We start from the raw sequence: 21,031 nt of genomic DNA on the forward strand, positions 1-21,031 counted from the left end.
TCCTTATGCGAGAGGGTCCGGAGCGGTCGTGATGCCGTACTCCGCCAGCTTCGCCCGGCCGCCGTCCGGAGCGGTCAGGACCAGCGGCCCCTGCTCGGTGAGGGCGACCGAGTGCTCCCAGTGGGAGGACCAGGTGCCGTCCGTGGTGATGACGGTCCAGTCGTCCTCGAGGACCTCGGTGCGCGGCGTGCCGAGAGAGACCATCGGCTCGATCGCCAGGCAGAAACCGGGGACCAGCTTCGGGCCCTTGCCGCGCCGGCGGTCGACGTAGTTCAGCAGGTGCGGGTCCATGTGCATCTCGGTGCCGATGCCGTGGCCGCCGTAGTCCTCGATGATCCCGTACCTGCCGCCGCCGGGCTTGGGCTGGCGGCGGATGTACGTCTCGATCGCCCGGGAGATGTCGACCAGGCGGCTGCCCGGCTTCATGGCCGCGATGCCCGCCCACATCGACTCCTCCGTCACCCGCGACAGCTCGATCAGCTCCGGCGCGTGGCCGGAGCCGACGAACGCCGTGTAGGCCGCGTCGCCGTGCCAGCCGTCGACGATCGCACCACAGTCCACGGAGATGATGTCGCCGTCCTTCAGGACGACCTCGTCGGAGGGGATGCCGTGCACGACGACGTCGTTGACGGAGGTGCAGATGGTGGCCGGGAAACCGCCGTAGCCGAGGAAGTTCGACCGCGCGCCGTGCTCGGCGAGGACCTTGCGGGCCACCTCGTCCAGGTCCTTGGTGCTGGCACCCGGCACGGCGGCCTCGCGCGTGGCCGCGTGGATGGCGGCGACGACCAGGCCCGCCGCCCGCATCCTGGCGATCTGCTCGGGGGTCTTGATCTGCACCATGGGGGGCCTGCGCTCTCCGTCACTCACGTCGACTGGGTTACCTACACAACAGTACGGCCGCGGCGCCCAGGGGGTCTCCCCGGACGGCATCCGGGAGGAGGGGGGCACCGCGGCCGGAAAGGACCGGGATCTACTGCTCGGCCTTCTCGCGCTTGAGGGCCTCCAGCGCCCGCTGCGTGATCTCGTCCACGGGGCCCAGGGCGGAGATCGTCACGACCAGGCCCTGCGCCTTGTAGTAGTCGATGATCGGCTCGGTCTGCGTGTGGTAGACCTCCAGCCGCTTGCGGACGGTCTCCTCGGAGTCGTCGTCGCGCTGGTACAGCTCACCACCGCAGACGTCGCACACGCCCTCCCGCTTCGGCGGGCTGTACGTCACGTGGAAGACGTGCGAGGAGTCGTTGCGGCAGATGCGCCGGCCGGCGATCCGCTTGACGACCTCGTCCTCGGGGACCTCCAGGTCCAGGACCGCGTCCAGCGTGATGCCCTCGGTCTCCAGCAGCTCGTCCAGGGCCTGGGCCTGCGAGACGTTGCGCGGGAAGCCGTCCAGCAGGAAACCGTCCTCGGCGTCCGGCTGCTCCATGCGGTCCTTGGCCATCGCGATGGTGACCTCGTCGGGTACGAGGTTGCCGGCGTCCATGTAGGACTTCGCGAGCTTGCCCAGCTCGGTCTGCTGGCTGATGTTGGCCCGGAACAGGTCGCCCGTGGAGATGTGCGGGATGCCCAGCTTCTCTGCGAGCCGAACAGCTTGCGTTCCCTTACCAGCACCCGGCGGCCCGACGAGGACGATACGCATCAGCGGAGGAACCCTTCGTAATTGCGCTGCTGGAGCTGGCTCTCGATCTGCTTCACCGTCTCGAGGCCGACACCCACGATGATGAGGATGCTGGTGCCGCCGAAGGGGAAGTTCTGGCTTGCCCCAAAGCCCACCAACGCCATTGTCGGTACGAGAGCGATCAGGCCCAGATACAGCGAACCCGGCCAGGTGATCCGGTTGAGCACGTAGCTGAGGTACTCAGCGGTCGGTCGGCCAGCCCGGATGCCCGGGATGAAGCCACCATACTTCTTCATGTTGTCGGCGACTTCCTCGGGGTTGAAGGAGATCGCCACATAGAAGAACGCGAAGAAAACGATCAGCAGGAAGTACGTGGTGATGTAGACCGGGTGGTCGCCCTTGGTGAGGTTCTGCTCGACCCAGGTCTTCCAGCCCGACTTGTCGTTCCCCGCGAACTGGGCCACGAGTGCCGGGATGTAGAGCAGCGACGAGGCGAAGATGACGGGGATCACACCCGCCTGGTTCACCTTGAGCGGGATGTAGGTGGACGTACCGCCGTAGGACCGGCGGCCGATCATCCGCTTCGCGTACTGCACCGGGACGCGGCGCTGGGCCTGCTCGACGAAGACGACGAGCCCGACCATGACCAGGCCCACGGCGATGACGGTGCCGAACTCGATCCAGCCGCCGGCCAGCGTGCCCTGCTTCTTGATGGCCCACAGCGCGGACGGGAACGTCGCGGCGATCGAGATGAACATCAGGATCGACATGCCGTTGCCGATACCGCGGTCGGTGACCAGTTCACCGAGCCACATCACGACGGCGGTACCCGCGGTCATGCAGATGACCATGGTGATCGTCGTGAAGATGGCCTGATCGGGAACGATGCTCGACGCGACCGAGCAGCCGCTGAAGAGAGCGCCGCTGCGGGCGGTGGCGACCAGGCCGGTGCCCTGGAGGATGGCGAGCGCCACCGTCAGGTAGCGCGTGTACTGCGTGATCTTCGCCGTGCCGGCCTGGCCCTCCTTCTTCAGGGCCTCCAGGCGTGGGATGACCACGGTCAGCAGCTGAAGGATGATGCTGGCGGTGATGTACGGCATGATGCCGAGCGCGAAGACCGTGATCTGGAGCAGCGCGCCACCGCTGAACATGTTCACGAGGCCGAACAGGCCCTGGTTGCCCGACGCCTCGTTCACACACTTCTGGACGGCCTGGTAGTTGACGCCGGGGATCGGGATGTGGGTACCGACCCGGTAGACCACGATGATGCCCAGCGTGAAGAGCAGCTTCTTGCGCAGGTCGGGCGTCCTGAACGCCCGGGCGAACGCGGTGAGCACGGTGCCTCCTGCGACCCCCGCGCAACTGCGTCAAGGGTGACGGTCTGAGGTTCGACGAATACGAAAAAGAACAGTGCAGGCCACCATACCGGCGACACTGCCTCCCTAGGAACGACCAACCGGGGATACCTCATTGTGAGGTATCCCCGGTCGGGTTCGTCTACGTCATCGAGGCGTCGCCTGAGCGACTCAGACGAGCTCGGTGACCGTACCGCCGGCGGCGGTGATCTTCTCCTTGGCGGAACCGGAGACGGCGTCGACCGTCACCTGGAGCGCCACGGAGATCTCGCCCTGGCCGAGGACCTTGACGAGGCTGTTCTTGCGAACGGCACCCTTCGCGATCAGCGACTCGACGGTGACCTCGCCACCCTCGGGGTAGAGCGCGGCCAGCTTGTCGAGGTTCACGACCTGGAACTCGGTCTTGAACGGGTTCCTGAAGCCCTTCAGCTTCGGGAGACGCATGTGGAGGGGCATCTGGCCACCCTCGAAGCGCTCCGGAACCTGGTAGCGGGCCTTGGTGCCCTTGGTACCACGACCGGCCGTCTTACCCTTCGACGCCTCACCACGACCCACACGGGTCTTCGCGGTCTTGGCGCCCGGGGCGGGACGGAGGTTGTGGATCTTGAGCGGGTTGTTCTCCGCCATGATCAGTCGACCTCCTCGACCGTCACGAGGTGGCGGACGGTGTGCACCATGCCGCGGAACTCGGGGCGGTCCTCCTTGACGACCACGGTGTTGATCCCCTTGAGACCAAGCGACCGCAGAGTGTCACGGTGGTTCTGCTTGCTGCCGATGTAGGACTTGACCTGCGTGATCCTGAGCTGAGCCATTACGCAGCACCAGCCCCGGCACGCGCACGCAGCAGAGCCGCGGGAGCGACGTCCTCGAGGGGCAGACCACGGCGAGCCGCGATCTCCTCGGGACGCTGCAGGCCCTTCAGGGCCGCCACGGTCGCGTGCACGATGTTGATCGCGTTCGACGAGCCGAGCGACTTCGACAGGATGTCGTGCACGCCGGCGCACTCGAGCACGGCACGCACCGGGCCACCGGCGATGACGCCGGTACCGGGGGAAGCCGGCTTGAGCAGGACGACGCCCGCAGCCTTCTCGCCCGTGATCGGGTGCGGGATGGTGCCCTGGATGCGGGGGACCTTGAAGAAGTGCTTCTTGGCCTCCTCAACACCCTTGGCGATGGCGGCCGGCACCTCCTTGGCCTTGCCGTATCCGACACCCACGGTGCCGTCACCGTCGCCCACCACGACCAGCGCGGTGAAGCTGAAGCGACGACCACCCTTCACAACCTTGGCGACGCGGTTGATCGCGACGACGCGCTCAACGTACGCGGTCTTCTCGGCGGCAGCTGCGCCGCCGTCACGGCCCTTCCGGTCCCGCCGCTCGCCGCCACCGGCACCGCCACCGCGGCGCTGGGGTCCAGCCATTGGAATTACCTCTCTCTGTTTCCGCTAGCTACGGAACCGGCTCAGAACTTCAGGCCGGCTTCGCGGGCGGCGTCCGCCAGAGCGGCGATGCGCCCGGCGTACTGGTTGCCACCACGGTCGAATACGACAGCCTCGACACCGGCGGCCTTGGCACGCTCGGCGACCAGGGCGCCGACCTGCTTGGCCTGCGCGGACTTGTCGCCCTCGCCACCGCGGATCGTGGTGTCCAGGGTCGACGCCGACGCCAGGGTGTGACCCTTGATGTCGTCGATGACCTGGGCCACGATGTGGCGGTTGGAGCGCGTCACGACGAGGCGCGGACGCTCAGCCGTACCCGAGATGTGCTTGCGGATCCGGATGTGGCGACGCTTGATCGCGGCGCGCTTGTAAGCGTCGCCCTTGAGGATCTTCTGTCCGTATGCCATGGCTTACTTACCCGCCTTTCCGACCTTGCGGCGGATGACTTCGCCCTCGTACTTGACGCCCTTGGCCTTGTACGGGTCGGGCTTGCGCAGCTTGCGGATGTTGGCCGCAACCTCGCCGACCTTCTGCTTGTCGATGCCCTCGACCGAGAAACGCGTAGGCGCCTCGACCTTGAAGGTGATGCCCTCGGGGGCCTCGACCACGATCGGGTGGCTGTAGCCGAGCGCGAACTCGAGGTTCGCGCCCTTGGCGGTCACACGGTAACCGACACCACTGATCTCGAGCTTCTTCACGTAACCCGTGGTCACGCCGGTGATCATGTTCGCCACCAGCGTGCGGGACAGGCCGTGGAGGGCCTTGTTCTGACGCTCGTCGTTGGGGCGGGTGACGTTCAGAACGCCGTCCTCACCCTTGACGATCTCGATCGGTGCCACGACGGTGTGGGTCAGTTCGCCCTTGGGGCCCTTGACCTTGACCGTACGGCCGTCGATGGTGACGTCCACGCCGGCGGGAACCGCGATGGGGAGCTTGCCGATGCGCGACATAGCTGTTTCCTCCGTTCCCTTCCGCTACCAGACGTAGGCGAGGACTTCCCCACCCACGCCCTTCTTGCCGGCCTGCTTGTCGGTGAGGAGACCGTGCGACGTGGAGATGATCGCCACGCCGAGGCCGCCCAGCACCTTGGGCAGGTTGGTGGACTTCGCGTACACCCGGAGACCGGGCTTGGAGATGCGCTTGATCCCCGCGATGGAGCGCTCACGGTTGGGGCCGAACTTCAGCTCCAGGACGAGGTTCTTGCCGACTTCGGCGTCCTCGACCTTCCAGCCCGTGATGAAGCCCTCCTGCTGGAGGATCTCCGCGATGTGAGACTTGATCTTCGATGCCGGCATCGTCACGGAGTCGTGGTATGCCGAGTTCGCGTTCCGCAGACGCGTAAGCATGTCTGCGATCGGATCAGTCATGGTCATGAATTGGCCTTCGGCCTCTCTCGCCGGGGTTTCCTGGTGCGCCATCCCTCTCCCCGATCCGAGACGGGACGGGTGCGGCGCGGTGGACCTACGGCGTAGTAAGTCGTACGGGCGGCAGACGCCCAACCCCGCTAGCCTACGGCATGCGGAGACGGGCCTCTGCCGACCCAGATGCTTACCGAGAGCTTCCGGAATCCCTGGAAGGGGATTACCAGGAGCTCTTGGTCACGCCCGGCAGCTCGCCACGGTGAGCCATCTCACGAAGGCACACGCGGCACAGGCCGAACTTGCGGTACACGGAGTGCGGACGGCCGCAGCGCTGGCAGCGGGTGTAGCCACGCACACCGAACTTGGGCTTGCGAGCAGCCTTAGCGATCAGAGCCTTCTTCGCCATCTCGCTCACGCCTCCTTGAAGGGGAAGCCGAGGTGACGAAGGAGCGCGCGGCCCTCAGCGTCGTTGGTCGCCGTGGTGACCACGGTGATGTCCATACCCCGGACACGGTCGATCTTGTCCTGGTCGATCTCGTGGAACATGACCTGCTCCGTGAGACCGAAGGTGTAGTTGCCACGGCCGTCGAACTGCTTGGGGGACAGACCACGGAAGTCGCGGATGCGCGGCAGCGCGAGCGACAGGGTGCGGTCCAGGAACTCCCACATGCGGTCGCCACGAAGCGTGACGTGGGCGCCGATCGGCTGACCCTCACGCAGCTTGAACTGCGCGATGGACTTGCGGGCCTTGGTGACGGCCGGCTTCTGACCGGTGATCGTGGTGAGGTCGCGGATGGCGCCCTCGATCAGCTTGGAGTCGCGGGCGGCGTCGCCCACACCCATGTTGACCACGATCTTGACGAGACCGGGGATCTGCATGACGTTCTCGTACTTGAACTCGTCACGCAGCTTGCCCGCGATCTCCTCGCGGTACTTCTGCTTCAGACGCGGAGTCGTGGTGGTAGCCATCAGATGTCCTCACCCGTCCGCTTGGCAACGCGGATCTTGTTGCCCTCGTCGTCGAAGCGGTAACCGACGCGCGTGACGACCTTGTTGCCGTCCTTCTCCACGACCAGCTGAACGTTGGACACGTGGATCGGGGCCTCGGTGGTCACGATGCCGCCGGCCTGGGAACCGCTGGCGGTCGGGCCGGCCTTGGTGTGCTTCTTGACCCGGTTGACACCCTCGACCAGGACGCGGTCCTCGCGCGGGTAAGCGGCAATGACCTTGCCCTGCTTGCCCTTGTCCTTGCCGGTGATGACCTGGACCAGGTCGCCCTTCTTGATCTTCATGCTTACAGCACCTCCGGAGCCAGCGAGATGATCTTCATGAACTTCTTCTCGCGCAGCTCGCGCCCGACCGGGCCGAAGATGCGGGTGCCGCGAGGGTCACCGTCGTTCTTCAGAATGACGGCGGCGTTCTCGTCGAAGCGGATGTACGAGCCGTCCGGACGGCGGCGCTCCTTGACGGTGCGAACGATGACCGCCTTGACGACGTCACCCTTCTTCACGTTGCCACCGGGGATCGCGTCCTTGACGGTGGCGACGATGACGTCACCGATGCCCGCGTAGCGGCGACCGGAGCCACCGAGCACACGGATGCAAAGGATTTCCTTCGCACCAGTGTTGTCGGCGACGCGCAGTCGCGACTCCTGCTGGATCACGTCTATCTCCTGATCGTCTGCCGGTTCCCGGCAGGGGCCTCAGTGACGAGGACCCCTGCCGAGCCTGGCGGAACTGACCTGCGGGTTTGCCCGCAGGAATTACTTGGCCTTCTCGAGGATCTCGACGACGCGCCAGCGCTTCGTCGCGGACAGCGGCCGGGTCTCCATGAGGAGGACACGGTCGCCGACACCCGCGGCGTTCTGCTCGTCGTGGGCCTTGAGCTTGTTCGTACGGCGGATGACCTTGCCGTACAGCGCGTGCTTGACACGGTCCTCGACGGCGACGACGACGGTCTTGTCCATCTTGTCGCTGACGACGAGACCCTCACGGGTCTTGCGGAAGCCGCGGGCCTCTGCAGTCTGCTCAGTCACGTTGCTCTCACTCATCAGGCGCTCTCCACCGTCTCGATGCCCAGCTCGCGCTCACGCATCAGGGTGTAGATCCGCGCGATGTCCTTGCGGACGGCCTTGAGCCGACCGTGGTTCTCGAGCTGACCCGTCGCCGCCTGGAAGCGGAGGTTGAACAGCTCTTCCTTGGCTTCGCGAAGCTTCGCCAGAAGCTCCTCGTCACCCAGTTCGCGCAGCTCGGACGCCTTGGTACCGGCCGACATCACGCTTCACCTGCCTCGCGCTTGACGATCCGGCACTTCATCGGCAGCTTGTGGGCTGCGCGAGTAAGCGCCTCACGGGCGATCTTCTCGTTCGGGTAGGACAGTTCGAACATCACCCGGCCCGGGTGAACGTTCGCGATCCACCACTCGGGGGAACCCTTACCGGAACCCATGCGGGTCTCGGCGGGCTTCTTGGTCAGCGGGCGGTCCGGGTAGATGTTGATCCAGACCTTGCCGCCACGCTTGATGTGGCGGGTCATCGCGATACGAGCCGCCTCGATCTGGCGGTTGGTCACGTACGCCGGCGTGAGGGCCTGAATGCCGTACTCGCCGAACGCGACCGTCGTACCACCCTTGGCCTGACCGCGGCGCTTCGGGTGGTGCTGCTTGCGGTGCTTGACCCTACGGGGGATCAGCATGTCGGTCAGGCCTCCGTTCCGGTGCTCTCAGCCGGAGCGGACGCGGGAGCCTCGGCCTTGGGGGCCTCGGCGCCGGCAGCCTGCTGCGGCTTGCGACCGCGCCGCTCGCCACCGCGGCCACCACGGGCCGGGCGGTCGGCACCGCCACGGGCCGGGCGGTTACCCGCACGGGCCGCAGCGTTCTCGGCGCGGACCTCGGCGATGTTCTTGACGTCGCCCTTGTAGATCCAGACCTTCACACCGATGCGGCCGAAGGTCGTCTTGGCCTCGAAGAAGCCGTAGTCCACGTTCGCGCGGAGCGTGTGCAGGGGCACGCGGCCCTCGCGGTAGAACTCCGAGCGGGACATCTCGGCGCCACCGAGGCGGCCACCGCACTGGATCTTGATGCCCTTGGCGCCGGCCTTCATCGTGCCCTGCATGCTCTTGCGCATGGCACGACGGAAGGAGACGCGGGAGGAGAGCTGCTCGGCGACGGCCTGGGCGACCAGCTGGGCATCGGTCTCGGGGCTCTTGACCTCGAGGATGTTCAGCTGGACCTGCTTGCCCGTGAGCTTCTCGAGGTCACCGCGGATGCGGTCGGCCTCGGCGCCACGGCGGCCGATGACGATGCCCGGACGAGCGGTGTGGATGTCCACACGCACGCGGTCACGGGTGCGCTCGATCTCCACCTTGGAGATGCCGGCGCGCTCCATGCCGGACGTCATCATCCGACGGATGGCGACGTCTTCCTTGACGTAGTCCTTGTACAGCTTGTCGGCGTACCAACGCGACTTGAAGTCGGTGGTGACACCGAGCCGGAACCCGTGCGGGTTTACCTTCTGGCCCATTACCGGGTTCCTTCCTTGCTGCTGACGACCACGGTGATGTGGCTGGTCCGCTTGCGGATCCGGTAGGCACGGCCCTGGGCACGCGGACGGAACCGCTTCAGGGTCGGGCCCTCGTCGACGTAGGCCTCGGAAATGACGAGGCTGTCGACGTCGGTGTGGTCGTAGTTGTGCGCGGCGTTGGCGATGGCGCTGTCGAGCACCTTGCCGACCGGCACGGAGGCGGCCTGCGGAGCGAATCGCAGGACGGCCTGGGCCTCCGTGGCGTCCATGCCACGGATGAGGTCCACCACGCGGCGGGCCTTCATGGGCGTGACGCGGATGTACCGCGCCTGGGCCCTGGCTTCCATGGTTGTCCCTTCAGTTACTTACGTGTCTGAATGCGATCCGCTGCTAGCGGCGCTTCGACTTCCGGTCATCCTTGACGTGGCCCCGGAAGGTGCGGGTCGGCGAGAACTCGCCGAGCTTGTGGCCGACCATCGACTCGGTGACGAACACCGGGATGTGGGTCTTGCCGTTGTGCACCGCGATCGTGTGGCCGAGCATGGCCGGGACGATCATCGAGCGACGGGACCAGGTCTTGATGACGTTCTTGGTGCCGGCTTCGTTCTGCGAGTCCACCTTCTTGATCAGGTGGTCGTCGACGAAGGGCCCCTTCTTCAAGCTACGAGGCATCTCAACCCGTCCTTAGCGCTTCTTGTTCGTCTTGCGGCGGCGGACGATGTACTTGTTCGACGCCTTCTTGGGCGAACGAGTACGGCCTTCCTTCTTGCCCCACGGGGACACGGGGTGGCGACCACCGGAGGTCCGGCCCTCACCACCACCGTGCGGGTGGTCGACCGGGTTCATGACCACACCACGGACGGTCGGGCGAACGCCCAGCCACCGCTTGCGGCCCGCCTTGCCCCAGTTGATGTTGCTCTGCTCGGCGTTGCCGACCTCACCGACGGTGGCGCGGCAGCGGACGTCGACCAGGCGGATCTCACCGGACGGCATGCGCAGGTGGGCGTAGGCGCCCTCCTTCGCGAGCAGCTGCACGGAGGCACCGGCGGAGCGGGCGAACTTGGCACCGCCACCGGGACGGAGCTCGATCGCGTGGATCGTGGTACCGACCGGGATGTTGCGGAGGGCCAGGTTGTTGCCCGGCTTGATGTCGGCCCCGGGACCGTTCTCCACGGTGTCGCCCTGCTGGAGGTTACGCGGGGCGAGGATGTAGCGCTTCTCGCCGTCCGCGTAGTGCAGCAGCGCGATACGCGCGGTGCGGTTGGGGTCGTACTCGATGTGCGCGACCTTCGCCGGCACGCCGTCCTTGTCGTGACGACGGAAGTCGATCACGCGGTAGGCGCGCTTGTGTCCGCCACCCTGGTGGCGAACGGTCACACGACCGGCGTTGTTACGGCCGCCCTTGCTGTGCAGGGGACGGACCAGCGACTTCTCCGGCGTGGACCGCGTGACCTCGACGAAGTCGGCGACGCTGGCGCCACGACGGCCCGGCGTAGTCGGCTTGTACTTGCGGATTCCCATTTCTCAGTCCTCGTCCGATATCGGACGATCCGACCGCCCTCAGGCGGTCGGACCGCCGAAGATGTCGATACGGTCGCCCTCGGCGAGGGTCACGATCGCGCGCCGGCTGCCGGCACGCTGACCGAAGCCGGTCTTCGTGCGCTTGCGCTTGCCCTGGCGGTTGATCGTGTTGACCCCGGTGACCTTGACGTCGAAGACCGCCTGGACGGCCTGCTTGATCTGGGTCTTGTTGGCGCCCGGGGCGACGATGAACGTGTACTTGTTCTCGTCGAGGAGCGCGTAGCTCTTCTCGGAGACGACCGGCTTGAGCAGCACGTCACGGGGGTCCGTGAAGGACTTGCTCAGCGGGGTCTCGACCGTGTTCTTGCCCTCGGCGGCGTGGCGACGCGCCTTGGCGACGCGCGCGGCCTTGGCGGCCTTGGCGGCCTTCGAGGCGATAGCGGGGTGACGGATGGCCATCAGACCTCGCTCCCTTCGGTGTCAGTGGCCTTCGGGCCGGACACGAAGGACTCGAAAGCGGCCTGGGTGAAGACCACGTCGTCCGAGACGAGAACGTCGTACGTGTTCAGCTGGCCCGGCTCCAGGATGTGGACCTGGGGCAGGTTGCGGGCGGACAGCCACGCGGCCTCGTCGGCGCGCTCGACGACCAGGAGCAGGTTCTTGCGCTCCGAGATCTTGCCGAACAGGCTCTTGGCGGCCTTCGTGCTGGGGTTCTCGCCCTCGATCACGCCGGAGACGACGTGGATGCGGTTGTGACGGGCCCGGTCGGTGAGGGCGTGGCGCAGGGCCGCGGCCTTCATCTTCTTCGGGGTCCGCTGCGAGTAGTCACGCGGCTGCGGGCCGTGGACGACGCCACCGCCGGCGAACTGCGGCGCACGGGTCGAACCCTGACGGGCGCGGCCGGTGCCCTTCTGGCGGTACGGCTTCTTGCCGCCACCACGGACTTCGCCGCGGGTCTTGGTCTTGTGCGTGCCCTGGCGGGCAGCGGCCAGCTGTGCGACGACGACCTGGTGGATCAGCGGAATGCTGATCTTTTCGACGTCGAAGATCTCCGCGGGGAGCTCGACCGAACCGGCCTTGTCGCCCGCCGGCGAAAGGATGTCAACAGTGCTCATCGGTTACCTCAGGCCCCCTTGGCCGCGGTGCGGACCAGGACGAGGCCGCCGTTCGGACCGGGAACCGCGCCCTTGATGAGCAGCAGACCCTTCTCCGCGTCAACGGCGTGGACGGTCAGGTTCTGGGTGGTGACCCGCTCGTTGCCCATGCGACCCGCCATGCGGAGGCCCTTGAACACGCGGCCCGGGGTGGCACAGCCACCGATGGAGCCGGGCGAGCGGTGCTTGCGCTGGGTGCCGTGTCCGGCGCCGAGGCCCTTGAAGTTGTGACGCTTCATGACACCGGCGAAACCCTTGCCCTTGCTCTTGCCGGTCACGTCGACCTTGATGCCGGCCTCGAACACCTCAGCGGTGATCTCCTGGCCGAGGGTGTACTCGCTGGCGTCAGCGGTACGGATCTCGACGAGGTGGCGGCGGGGAGTGACGTCGGCCTTGGCGAAGTGGCCCTTGAGGGGCTTGTTCACCTTGCGCGGGTCGATCTCGCCGAATGCGATCTGGACGGACTCGTAGCCGTCGACATCGTTCGTACGGACCTGGGTGACGACGTTGGGGCCGGCCTTGACGACGGTGACCGGAACAACACGGTTGTTCTCGTCCCACACCTGCGTCATGCCGAGCTTCTCGCCCAGGATGCCCTTGATCTGCTTAGCCATCTCTCAGATCACCCGGCCTCAGAGCTTGATCTCGATGTCGACACCGGCCGGGAGGTCGAGTCGCATCAGAGAGTCAACGGTCTTGGGAGTCGGGTCGAGGATGTCGATCAGGCGCTTGTGCGTGCGCATCTCGAAGTGCTCGCGCGAGTCCTTGTACTTGTGCGGCGACTTGATGACGCAGTACACGTTCTTCTCAGTGGGCAGCGGCACCGGGCCCGCGACCGACGCGCCCGTGCGCGTCACAGTCTCGACGATCTTCTTCGCCGAAGAGTCGATGACCTCGTGGTCGTAGGCCTTGAGCCGAATGCGGATCTTCTGTCCCGCCATGGCTACTCAGTAGTCCTGTCTCTTCTCACGCTCTGGAACCCGGTGGTTCCGTATCCTTTCTTCCGACCCACGAGGTCGGGCGTGTCGCGTTCCCGCTGACACGGATGTCCCTTGTTCGAACATCCCTGCGGGGGAATGCACACGGCCCTTCCGGAACCGTAGGCCGGGGGCGAAAGGCCCACCGGGTGCCTGGCCGGTGCCGCACCGCACTTCCCGAAAGATTCCCGTACGTCCGCCCCAGCGCTGCCGTGGTGGCAGTTAGGGCGACGAGTACTGTGGGACTCGCTTCCGGTCCTCCCGGCGGGAGGCGCGCAGCATCAACACTCGACCGAGCAACTCGGACAGTCTGCCATACAGGACAGGTGCTCCGCCAATCGAGCGGAAGAGATTACCCCGATAGTGACGTAGGTCAAACCCGGGGCCGTCGCGACCGCTACACCCGCCGGCTCTCCAGCGGGCCCAGGTACGACGCCGGCAGGCCTCCCGTGTCGATCAGCAGGCGCTGGAGCACCACCGTCGGGTCCACCATCCAGAATCGCAGCGGCTGGGCGCCGGCCCTCGTCACCGTGTGCCGGGTGGCCGTCGCGTTGATGTTGTCCGAGGTGTGCCGGGCCCATACCGCGTTGAGCGCGCCGTCGTCGGCTCCCGCCGTGATGTCCACGGTGCGGACGGGGCCGTCGTCGAGCGAGATGCCGTAGCGCAGGCCGGTGGTCCGGGGCAGAGCCGCGTTGCGGGGGGAGAGGTGGGCCCAGACCGTCACCTCGGTGCCGGGCTCCGCCAGGAGGGTCACCTCGTACTCCAGGTGCGGGGAGGAGCCGCCGGGGGTGCGGCGGGCCGCGGTCACCGGCCAGGGGGTCACACCCGCGCCCGTACGTCCGATGCCGTCGATACGGCGCCACGGGCCGACCGCCCGGTGGTGGTGCTCGGCGTCGATCGCCACGTATCCGCCGGCCTCCACGAATCCCCGCGGGGCCCGCGACGACGGCCGTTCCGTCACGCAGCGCACCGGCACCGACGAACCGGCCCCGGTCACGGTCAGCGTCGCCTCCGCGCGGCCCGTGGGGGCCCGCGACCAGTCCACGCCGACCTCCAGCCGGACCTGCTGTTCGACCCGGCCGCTCGGGCGGTCCACGCGCAGCCAGGGCGCCGACGTCCGCACCTCGTAGGTGAACGGCGTCCGGCCCCGGTTGAAGATCTCCACGTACTGCTGGGGGCGGGTCTGGCAGGGGCTGAACGACGGCAGCACCGCCTCCCTGCCGCCCGCGGCGCCTCCCGGCCACCACTCCCCCGCGTCCTCCGCCCCGTCGACCGACACGCCCAGCTCCGCCGCCTGCGGCACCTCGATGCGCCGGACGGCCGGGAAGAGCACGTCCGGCAGGGCGACGCCGTCCTTCTCCGGCTGCTGCCAGCCCGCGTCGGGCCCGTACCGGTCCACGTCCCCGTAGTCGATGTGCGGCTGGGTCTGGAAGCCCCGCCATTTCCCGCCCGCCACCGCGGAGCCGAAGCGTTCGGCCAGCGCGAGATCGCGGGCCAGGGCCGCTTCCGCCCGTGCCGCGAGGTCGTCGGCCGTGGACCGGCCCTGCCGGGCGTGGAGCAGGTTGGTGAACTCGGCCTCCCGGAGCTCGTACAGGTTCGCGGTCGCCGTCACCGCGTAGCCGGCCAGTTCGAACCAGGCGTCCCGCAGCCGGGCGGGCAGCCGGCGCTCGATGTCCTGCGCGCGGCGGCCCAGCTCGCGCCACTCCGCGGTGACCCGCTCCAGTTCGCGGTGCGCGAAGTAGTACGGGCTCCGCTGGTCGTCGTTGACCACCGTGCCGGCGGACTCGGTGATGCGGCGGTTGAGGAGTTCGGGCTTGCGGCGGGCCTGGAGCCGGCCGTAGGCCGCCAGGAGTGAGGCGATCCGCCGTGCCTGGGCGTCACCGAAATTCTGGCGGGCGTAGCGTTCCTCCCATGCTCCGAGGCGCTCCAGGGGCCAGGCGGCGGGGTTCCAGGCGTACGTCAGGAAGAACTCGGTGGGGAGTTCGTTGCCCTTGAGATCGCCGACGTTGGCCACCCACAGGCCGTGGTTGCCGTAGGCGTGCGCCTGGTGGAGCTGGTCCCAGACGTTCCGCAGGTTCGCCGTGTCGACCCACTTGTAGTTGCGGCCGGCGCCGACGTAGTCGAAGTGGTAGTAGAGGCCGTAGCCGCCGGCGCGGGGACCGTCCGGGTGCTTGCGGATGTTGCCCCAGTTGTCGTCGGTGAGGACCACGGTGACGTCGTCGGGCGCGCGCAGGCCCCGGTCCCAGTAACGCTGCACCTCCTTGTACAGCGTCCACACCTGCGGGGTCTCGGACGCAGGGCGTCCGGTCACCTCCTCGATGATGCGGCGCTGGTCGGCGATGATCTGCTGCATCAGTTCGATGCCGTCGCCGTCGGGGAGTCCGGTGTCGCCGTTGCCCCGCATGCCGAGGGTCACCACGCCCTCGAAGTCCTGGTCGACCATGCGCTGGATGCCGGCGCGCCAGTACCGGCGGACGGCTTCCGCGTTGCGGCGGTACGACCAAGCGCCGTTGCCCCCGTAGGGGTCCGTCCCGGAGCCGGCGTGCCGGTTCCACTCCTCGATGCCCCGCATCATCGGCGCCTCGTGGGAGGTGCCGATGACGACGCCGTACTCGGCCGCCCGCCGGTGGTTCTCCGGGTCGTCCTCCGCGAAGGCCCGGCCCCAGACCGCGGGCCACAGGTAGTTGCCCTTCAGGCGCAGCAGCACCTCGAACACCTTCGCGTAGAAGTCCGCGTTGAAGCCCCCGGGGTGGCCGGGCGCCTTCCCGGGCCCGAAGTACGCCGGCGCCCAGGTGCCGAGCGCCGGGTTCTCGTCGTTGACGAAGATCCCCCGGTACCTCACCACCGGGGTGCCCTGGGTGAAGCGGCCGGCCTTCACCCACACCGCGTCGCGCCGGGCCGGCGGCACGTCGTCCCACCAGTGCCAGGGCGAGACACCGATGCCGTACGAGACGTCGTAGGCCCCGAAGACGGTGCCCCGCAGATCGCTGCCCGCGATGACGAACGCCCGCTCCACGCCGGGCAGCGGGCGGTCCACGACCGTCTGGAGCGAGGTCTCCCACTTCCCGCGCACGCCCGTCACGTCCAGCTTCCCGGACCGGACCAGCCCGTCGATCAGCGGGCTGCGGCCGATCGTGCCGAGCAGGACCGGGAAGCGGCCGAGTGCGGCGCCCGGACGCACCCCCGTGACCCGCGCGAGGTCCTCCCGCAGGTCTCCCGCGACGCGTACGACGCCGGGGTGGTCCTCGGGGCTCACCACCACGGGGGCGCCGACGAGGGAGAACACCCCGTCCGTGAAGGAGACGTAGGCCCCCGGGTCCGTCACGAGCGGCCCCTCTCCCGCGGCGGACGCGGTCCCCGGCGTCCCCACCGGCAGCGCGGCCAGCCCGGCACCCAGGACCGTCCCGCCCACTACCGTCCTACGGCTGACGTGCGCAGAGGACATGTGTCACCCCTCCAACTCCTATTTGGTCAGTGACATGACAAATAGTGGGCGGAGGGAGCGGCGGGGGGAACGGGTCGTGCACGCCGAATAGTTTCGGGACACAAGCAGAGGAGGCCCGTACGACCGGAGTCGTACGGGCCTCCTCTGGGTCAGCTGGTGACCTGGAAGCAAGCGGAGCTTACTTCAGGATCTTGGTGACCTGGCCGGCGCCCACCGTGCGACCACCCTCACGGATGGCGAACTTCAGGCCCTCTTCCATGGCCACGGGCTGGATGAGCGCCACCGTCATCTCGGTGTTGTCACCCGGCATGACCATCTCGGTGCCCTCGGGGAGGGTCACCACGCCGGTCACGTCCGTCGTGCGGAAGTAGAACTGCGGACGGTAGTTGTTGAAGAACGGCGTGTGGCGGCCACCCTCGTCCTTGGACAGGATGTAGGCCTGCGCCTCGAACTCGGTGTGCGGGGTGACCGAGCCCGGCTTGATGATGACCTGGCCGCGCTCGACGTCCTCGCGCTTGATGCCACGGAGGAGCAGACCGACGTTCTCACCGGCCTGGCCCTCGTCGAGCAGCTTGCGGAACATCTCGATACCGGTGACCGTGGTGGTGGTCTTCTCGGTCTTGATGCCGATGATGTCGACGGTCTCGTTGACCTTCAGGACACCACGCTCGATACGGCCGGTGACGACCGTACCGCGACCGGTGATCGTGAAGACGTCCTCGATCGGCATGAGGAACGGCTTGTCGACCTCGCGCTCGGGCTGCGGGATCGACTCGTCGACGGCGTTCATCAGGTTGAGGACCGAGTCCACCCACTCCTTCTCGCCCTCAAGGGCCTTCAGAGCGGACACCTTGACGACCGGGAGGTCGTCGCCGGGGAACTCGTACTCGGAGAGGAGCTCACGAACCTCGAGCTCGACGAGCTCCAGGATCTCCTCGTCGTCCACCATGTCGGCCTTGTTCAGCGCGACGACGATGTACGGCACGCCGACCTGGCGGGCCAGGAGCACGTGCTCCTTGGTCTGCGGCATCGGGCCGTCGGTGGCGGCGACCACCAGGATCGCGCCGTCCATCTGCGCGGCACCGGTGATCATGTTCTTGATGTAGTCCGCGTGACCAGGGCAGTCGACGTGGGCGTAGTGACGCGCCTCGGTCTGGTACTCGACGTGCGCGATCGAGATGGTGATACCGCGCTGGCGCTCCTCGGGCGCCTTGTCGATGTTGTCGAACGGGGTGGCCTCGTTCAGGTCCGGGTACGCGTCGTGCAGCACCTTGGTAATGGCGGCCGTGAGGGTCGTCTTACCGTGGTCGATGTGACCGATGGTGCCGATGTTGACGTGCGGCTTAGTCCGCTCGAACTTCGCCTTCGCCACTGGGGTCCTCCTGTGGAGTGGTTCTGTACGCCTTACTTCATCGGCGCCAGGTGATCTTTGCTGTAAAGGCCCGGAACCCGGGGCGAACATCCGCGTTTTGCGGCTGTTTGCCCCATGAGGCTCCGGAGTCAAGCCTACGGCGTGTTAACGCGGTGCGTTACTCGCCCTTGGCCTTCGCGATGATCTCCTCGGCGACGTTCCGCGGAACCTCGGCGTAGGAGTCGAACTGCATCGAGTAGCTTGCGCGACCCGACGTCTTGCTGCGGAGGTCGCCGACGTAGCCGAACATCTCCGACAGGGGCACGAGGCCCTTCACGACGCGGGCACCTGCCCGCTCCTCCATGGCCTGGATCTGACCACGGCGGGAGTTGATGTCACCGATGACCTCGCCCATGTAGTCCTCGGGCGTGGTGACCTCGACGGCCATCATCGGCTCGAGCAGCACGGGGCTGGCCTTGCGCGCGGCCTCCTTGAAGGCCTGCGAACCGGCGATCTTGAAGGCGAGCTCGGAGGAGTCGACCTCGTGGTAGGCACCGTCGTGGAGGATGACGCGCACGCCGGTCATCTCGTAGCCGGCGAGGATGCCGAACTGCATGGCCTCCTGCGCACCGGCGTCCACCGAAGGGATGTACTCCTTCGGGATGCGGCCACCGGTCACCTTGTTCACGAACTCGTACGAGGTGTCGCCACCCTCGAGCGGCTCGATGCCGATCTGCACCTTCGCGAACTGACCGGTACCACCGGTCTGCTTCTTGTGGGTGTAGTCGACGCGCTCGACGGCCTTGCGGATCGTCTCACGGTAGGCCACCTGCGGCTTACCGACGTTGGCCTCGACCTTGAACTCACGGCGCATACGGTCGACCAGCACCTCGAGGTGCAGCTCGCCCATGCCGCCGATGATGGTCTGGCCGGTCTCCTCGTCCGAGTGGACCTGGAAGGACGGGTCCTCCTCGGCCAGGCGCTGGATCGCGATGCCCAGCTTCTCCTGGTCGCCCTTCGACTTGGGCTCGATGGCGACCTGGATGACCGGCGCCGGGAAGTCCATGGACTCCAGGATCACCGGCTGCTTGTCGTCGCACAGCGTCTCGCCGGTCGTGGTCTGCTTCAGACCCATGACCGCGACGATGTCGCCGGCGCCCACCGAGTCGATCTCCTCACGCTTGTTGGCGTGCATGCGGTAGATCTTGCCGATGCGCTCCTTCTTGCCCTTGACGGAGTTCAGCACCGAGGTGCCGGACTCCAGGCGGCCGGAGTACACGCGGACGAAGGTGAGCTTGCCGAGGTGCGGGTCGCTCATGATCTTGAACGCCAGCGCCGACAGCGGCTCGTCGTCGGACGGCTTGCGCTTGACGACCTTCTCCGGGTCCTTGACGTCGTGGCCCTCGATGGCCTCGATGTCGACCGGGGACGGCAGGTAGCGCACGACCGCGTCGAGCAGGGGCTGGACGCCCTTGTTCTTGAACGCGGTACCGCAGAACACCGGGGTCACCGTGGTGCCGGTGCCCTTGCCGGAGGCGATGGTGATACGACGGATCGCGGCGTACAGCTGCTCCACGGAAGGCTCCTCGCCCTCCAGGTACAGCTCCATGATCTCTTCGTCGTTCTCCGCGACGGCCTCGAGCAGCTTGCCGCGCCACTCCTCGGCAGCCTCGGTGTGCGTGGCCGGGATGTCGACGGTGTCGTACATCTCGCCCTTGGTGGCCTCGGCGGACCAGACCAGGGCCTTCATCGTCACGAGGTCGACGACGCCCTTGAAGTCGGCCTCGGCACCGATCGGGAGCTGCATGACGATCGGCTGAGCGCCGAGGCGGTCAGTGATCATGTCGACGCAGCGGTGGAACTCGGCACCGGTCCGGTCGAGCTTGTTGACGAAGCAGATGCGCGGGACGCCGTAGCGGTCCGCCTGACGCCACACGGTCTCGGACTGCGGCTCCACGCCGGCGACACCGTCGAACACCGTCACGGCACCGTCGAGCACGCGCAGCGAACGCTCCACCTCGACGGTGAAGTCGACGTGGCCCGGGGTGTCGATGATGTTGATCGTGTGGTCGACGTCCTCCAGCGGCCAGTGACAGGTGGTGGCAGCAGAGGTGATCGTGATGCCACGCTCCTGCTCCTGCTCCATCCAGTCCATGGTCGCGGCGCCGTCGTGGACCTCACCGATCTTGTACGACACACCGGTGTAGAACAGGATCCGCTCGGTGGTGGTCGTCTTGCCCGCGTCGATGTGGGCCATGATCCCGATGTTGCGGACCTTGGCCAGGTCAAGTGAAGTGGTAGCCATAAGGCTTCAGTCTTCTCTCGGTCTCGATGTGGGTAGCGACTACCAGCGGTAGTGCGCGAAGGCCTTGTTGGACTCGGCCATCTTGTGGGTGTCCTCACGCTTCTTCACAGCGGCGCCGAGGCCGTTGGACGCGTCGAGGAGCTCGTTCAGCAGACGCTCGGTCATGGTCTTCTCGCGACGGGCGCGGGAGTAACCGACGAGCCAGCGCAGCGCCAGGGTGTTGGCACGGCCGGGCTTGACCTCGACCGGGACCTGGTACGTCGCGCCACCGACACGGCGGGACTTGACCTCGAGGGTCGGCTTGATGTTCTCGAGAGCGCGCTTGAGCGTGATGACCGGGTCGTTGCTGGTCTTCTCGCGCAGACCCTCCATGGCGCCGTACACGATGCGCTCGGCGGTGGAGCGCTTGCCGTTCAGCAGCACCTTGTTGATCAGCGACGTGACAAGAGGAGAACCGTAGACCGGGTCGATGATGACCGGGCGCTTCGGGGCGGGGCCCTTACGAGGCATTCTTACTTCTCCTTCTTGGCGCCGTAGCGGCTGCGGGCCTGCTTGCGGTTCTTGACACCCTGGGTGTCGAGCGAACCGCGGATGATCTTGTAGCGAACACCGGGCAGGTCCTTCACACGGCCGCCGCGCACGAGCACGATGGAGTGCTCCTGCAGGTTGTGCCCCTCACCCGGAATGTAGGCGGTGACCTCGATCCCGCTGGTCAGACGCACACGCGCGACCTTACGCAGGGCCGAGTTCGGCTTCTTCGGGGTGGTCGTGAACACACGCGTGCAGACGCCACGCCGCTGAGGGGAACCCTCGAGTGCGGGCGTCTTGTTCTTCTCGACCTTGTCCTGCCGGCCCTTCCGGACCAGCTGCTGGATCGTAGGCACTACTTCTCCGGTTTCTGTGTGCCGATGGGTACAGCTAACCTGGAACGTCGCCGACCCACGCGGTCGGGTGTGTCGAATCCGCCAGACTCCCGCCGCGAGGCGGGAAGG

At 67.1% G+C, this 21,031-nt stretch carries 29 protein-coding genes; all 29 read right to left on the reverse strand.

The annotated features are described in order from the left end of the window. Window positions 1–3 precede the first annotated feature (3 nt). A complete protein-coding gene (map, locus tag ACF1BE_RS20860) occupies window positions 4–840 on the reverse strand; it encodes a type I methionyl aminopeptidase (RefSeq protein WP_392200675.1) in 837 nt (278 codons plus the stop codon). A gap of 130 nt (window positions 841–970) precedes the next feature. Continuing rightward, window positions 971–1,633 carry an adenylate kinase gene (locus ACF1BE_RS20865; RefSeq protein WP_392200523.1) on the reverse strand — a complete coding sequence of 221 codons (663 nt, stop codon included), beginning with the start codon at window positions 1,631–1,633 and terminating at the stop codon, window positions 971–973. After that, entirely contained in the window at window positions 1,633–2,949 is a 1,317-nt protein-coding gene (gene secY / locus ACF1BE_RS20870; protein WP_392200524.1) for a preprotein translocase subunit SecY, read from the reverse strand. Before secY ends, ACF1BE_RS20865 begins: the two co-directional genes overlap by 1 nt. Before the next feature lie 189 nt (window positions 2,950–3,138). After that, the gene (gene rplO, locus ACF1BE_RS20875) at window positions 3,139–3,594 is read right to left on the reverse strand and encodes a 50S ribosomal protein L15 (RefSeq protein WP_392200525.1); all 456 of its coding nucleotides are present in this window, start codon (window positions 3,592–3,594) and stop codon (window positions 3,139–3,141) included. Window positions 3,595–3,596: 2 nt separating this feature from the next. Continuing rightward, window positions 3,597–3,779 (reverse strand): 50S ribosomal protein L30, encoded by a 183-nt coding sequence (gene rpmD / locus ACF1BE_RS20880; protein WP_392200526.1) that lies wholly within the window; start codon window positions 3,777–3,779, stop codon window positions 3,597–3,599. Further along, entirely contained in the window at window positions 3,779–4,387 is a 609-nt protein-coding gene (gene rpsE, locus ACF1BE_RS20885) for a 30S ribosomal protein S5 (RefSeq protein WP_007384078.1), read from the reverse strand. The genes rpmD and rpsE overlap by 1 nt, the downstream gene beginning before the upstream one ends. Before the next feature lie 41 nt (window positions 4,388–4,428). Continuing rightward, window positions 4,429–4,812, reverse strand: coding sequence for a 50S ribosomal protein L18 (gene rplR, locus ACF1BE_RS20890; protein WP_356818725.1), 384 nt, complete (start codon window positions 4,810–4,812; stop codon window positions 4,429–4,431). A 3-nt stretch (window positions 4,813–4,815) separates the two neighbouring features. Continuing rightward, on the reverse strand, window positions 4,816–5,355 hold the full coding sequence (gene rplF / locus ACF1BE_RS20895; protein WP_121787372.1) for a 50S ribosomal protein L6: 540 nt from the start codon (window positions 5,353–5,355) through the stop codon (window positions 4,816–4,818). Window positions 5,356–5,379: 24 nt separating this feature from the next. Continuing rightward, entirely contained in the window at window positions 5,380–5,778 is a 399-nt protein-coding gene (rpsH, locus tag ACF1BE_RS20900; protein WP_007384075.1) for a 30S ribosomal protein S8, read from the reverse strand. A 208-nt stretch (window positions 5,779–5,986) separates the two neighbouring features. Further along, window positions 5,987–6,172: a type Z 30S ribosomal protein S14 gene (locus ACF1BE_RS20905; protein ID WP_003948630.1), complete on the reverse strand. Its 186-nt coding sequence runs from the start codon at window positions 6,170–6,172 to the stop codon at window positions 5,987–5,989. A 5-nt stretch (window positions 6,173–6,177) separates the two neighbouring features. Further along, window positions 6,178–6,735, reverse strand: coding sequence for a 50S ribosomal protein L5 (gene rplE, locus ACF1BE_RS20910; RefSeq protein ID WP_016434630.1), 558 nt, complete (start codon window positions 6,733–6,735; stop codon window positions 6,178–6,180). After that, on the reverse strand, window positions 6,735–7,058 hold the full coding sequence (gene rplX / locus ACF1BE_RS20915) for a 50S ribosomal protein L24 (protein WP_310764877.1): 324 nt from the start codon (window positions 7,056–7,058) through the stop codon (window positions 6,735–6,737). The genes rplE and rplX overlap by 1 nt, the downstream gene beginning before the upstream one ends. Window positions 7,059–7,060: 2 nt before the next feature. Next, the gene (rplN, locus tag ACF1BE_RS20920; RefSeq protein ID WP_003998823.1) at window positions 7,061–7,429 is read right to left on the reverse strand and encodes a 50S ribosomal protein L14; all 369 of its coding nucleotides are present in this window, start codon (window positions 7,427–7,429) and stop codon (window positions 7,061–7,063) included. Between the two features lie 99 nt (window positions 7,430–7,528). Next, a complete protein-coding gene (gene rpsQ, locus ACF1BE_RS20925) occupies window positions 7,529–7,816 on the reverse strand; it encodes a 30S ribosomal protein S17 (protein ID WP_003992363.1) in 288 nt (95 codons plus the stop codon). Next, window positions 7,816–8,040 carry a 50S ribosomal protein L29 gene (rpmC, locus tag ACF1BE_RS20930; RefSeq protein WP_003998824.1) on the reverse strand — a complete coding sequence of 75 codons (225 nt, stop codon included), beginning with the start codon at window positions 8,038–8,040 and terminating at the stop codon, window positions 7,816–7,818. Before rpmC ends, rpsQ begins: the two co-directional genes overlap by 1 nt. After that, window positions 8,040–8,459, reverse strand: a complete 420-nt coding sequence (gene rplP, locus ACF1BE_RS20935; protein WP_004927269.1) for a 50S ribosomal protein L16 — start codon at window positions 8,457–8,459, stop codon at window positions 8,040–8,042. The genes rpmC and rplP overlap by 1 nt, the downstream gene beginning before the upstream one ends. A gap of 5 nt (window positions 8,460–8,464) precedes the next feature. After that, a complete protein-coding gene (gene rpsC, locus ACF1BE_RS20940) occupies window positions 8,465–9,286 on the reverse strand; it encodes a 30S ribosomal protein S3 (RefSeq protein WP_370263032.1) in 822 nt (273 codons plus the stop codon). After that, complete coding sequence (gene rplV, locus ACF1BE_RS20945; protein WP_026252021.1) at window positions 9,286–9,633, reverse strand: 50S ribosomal protein L22; 348 nt, start codon at window positions 9,631–9,633, stop codon at window positions 9,286–9,288. Before rplV ends, rpsC begins: the two co-directional genes overlap by 1 nt. A gap of 43 nt (window positions 9,634–9,676) precedes the next feature. Next, on the reverse strand, window positions 9,677–9,958 hold the full coding sequence (gene rpsS / locus ACF1BE_RS20950) for a 30S ribosomal protein S19 (RefSeq protein ID WP_031076666.1): 282 nt from the start codon (window positions 9,956–9,958) through the stop codon (window positions 9,677–9,679). A 12-nt stretch (window positions 9,959–9,970) separates the two neighbouring features. Continuing rightward, window positions 9,971–10,807, reverse strand: coding sequence for a 50S ribosomal protein L2 (gene rplB, locus ACF1BE_RS20955; protein ID WP_030601203.1), 837 nt, complete (start codon window positions 10,805–10,807; stop codon window positions 9,971–9,973). 39 nt (window positions 10,808–10,846) lie between these two features. Further along, on the reverse strand, window positions 10,847–11,266 hold the full coding sequence (rplW, locus tag ACF1BE_RS20960; RefSeq protein WP_392200527.1) for a 50S ribosomal protein L23: 420 nt from the start codon (window positions 11,264–11,266) through the stop codon (window positions 10,847–10,849). Continuing rightward, window positions 11,266–11,922 (reverse strand): 50S ribosomal protein L4, encoded by a 657-nt coding sequence (gene rplD / locus ACF1BE_RS20965; protein WP_392200528.1) that lies wholly within the window; start codon window positions 11,920–11,922, stop codon window positions 11,266–11,268. Before rplD ends, rplW begins: the two co-directional genes overlap by 1 nt. Window positions 11,923–11,930: 8 nt before the next feature. Then, complete coding sequence (gene rplC / locus ACF1BE_RS20970) at window positions 11,931–12,575, reverse strand: 50S ribosomal protein L3 (RefSeq protein WP_020135811.1); 645 nt, start codon at window positions 12,573–12,575, stop codon at window positions 11,931–11,933. Window positions 12,576–12,593: 18 nt separating this feature from the next. Next, window positions 12,594–12,902 (reverse strand): 30S ribosomal protein S10, encoded by a 309-nt coding sequence (gene rpsJ / locus ACF1BE_RS20975; RefSeq protein WP_003948644.1) that lies wholly within the window; start codon window positions 12,900–12,902, stop codon window positions 12,594–12,596. A 433-nt stretch (window positions 12,903–13,335) separates the two neighbouring features. Continuing rightward, entirely contained in the window at window positions 13,336–16,383 is a 3,048-nt protein-coding gene (locus tag ACF1BE_RS20980) for a glycosyl hydrolase 115 family protein (RefSeq protein WP_392200529.1), read from the reverse strand. 178 nt (window positions 16,384–16,561) lie between these two features. Beyond that, a complete protein-coding gene (tuf, locus tag ACF1BE_RS20985) occupies window positions 16,562–17,755 on the reverse strand; it encodes an elongation factor Tu (RefSeq protein WP_361991941.1) in 1,194 nt (397 codons plus the stop codon). A gap of 157 nt (window positions 17,756–17,912) precedes the next feature. Further along, window positions 17,913–20,039, reverse strand: a complete 2,127-nt coding sequence (gene fusA, locus ACF1BE_RS20990; RefSeq protein WP_392200530.1) for an elongation factor G — start codon at window positions 20,037–20,039, stop codon at window positions 17,913–17,915. A gap of 39 nt (window positions 20,040–20,078) precedes the next feature. Then, the gene (gene rpsG / locus ACF1BE_RS20995; protein WP_007384059.1) at window positions 20,079–20,549 is read right to left on the reverse strand and encodes a 30S ribosomal protein S7; all 471 of its coding nucleotides are present in this window, start codon (window positions 20,547–20,549) and stop codon (window positions 20,079–20,081) included. A 2-nt stretch (window positions 20,550–20,551) separates the two neighbouring features. Further along, window positions 20,552–20,923 (reverse strand): 30S ribosomal protein S12, encoded by a 372-nt coding sequence (gene rpsL / locus ACF1BE_RS21000; protein WP_003948652.1) that lies wholly within the window; start codon window positions 20,921–20,923, stop codon window positions 20,552–20,554. Window positions 20,924–21,031 lie beyond the last annotated feature (108 nt).

The sequence above is a fragment of the Streptomyces sp. NPDC014991 genome (assembly GCF_043080665.1).
GTDB lineage: Bacteria > Actinomycetota > Actinomycetes > Streptomycetales > Streptomycetaceae > Streptomyces.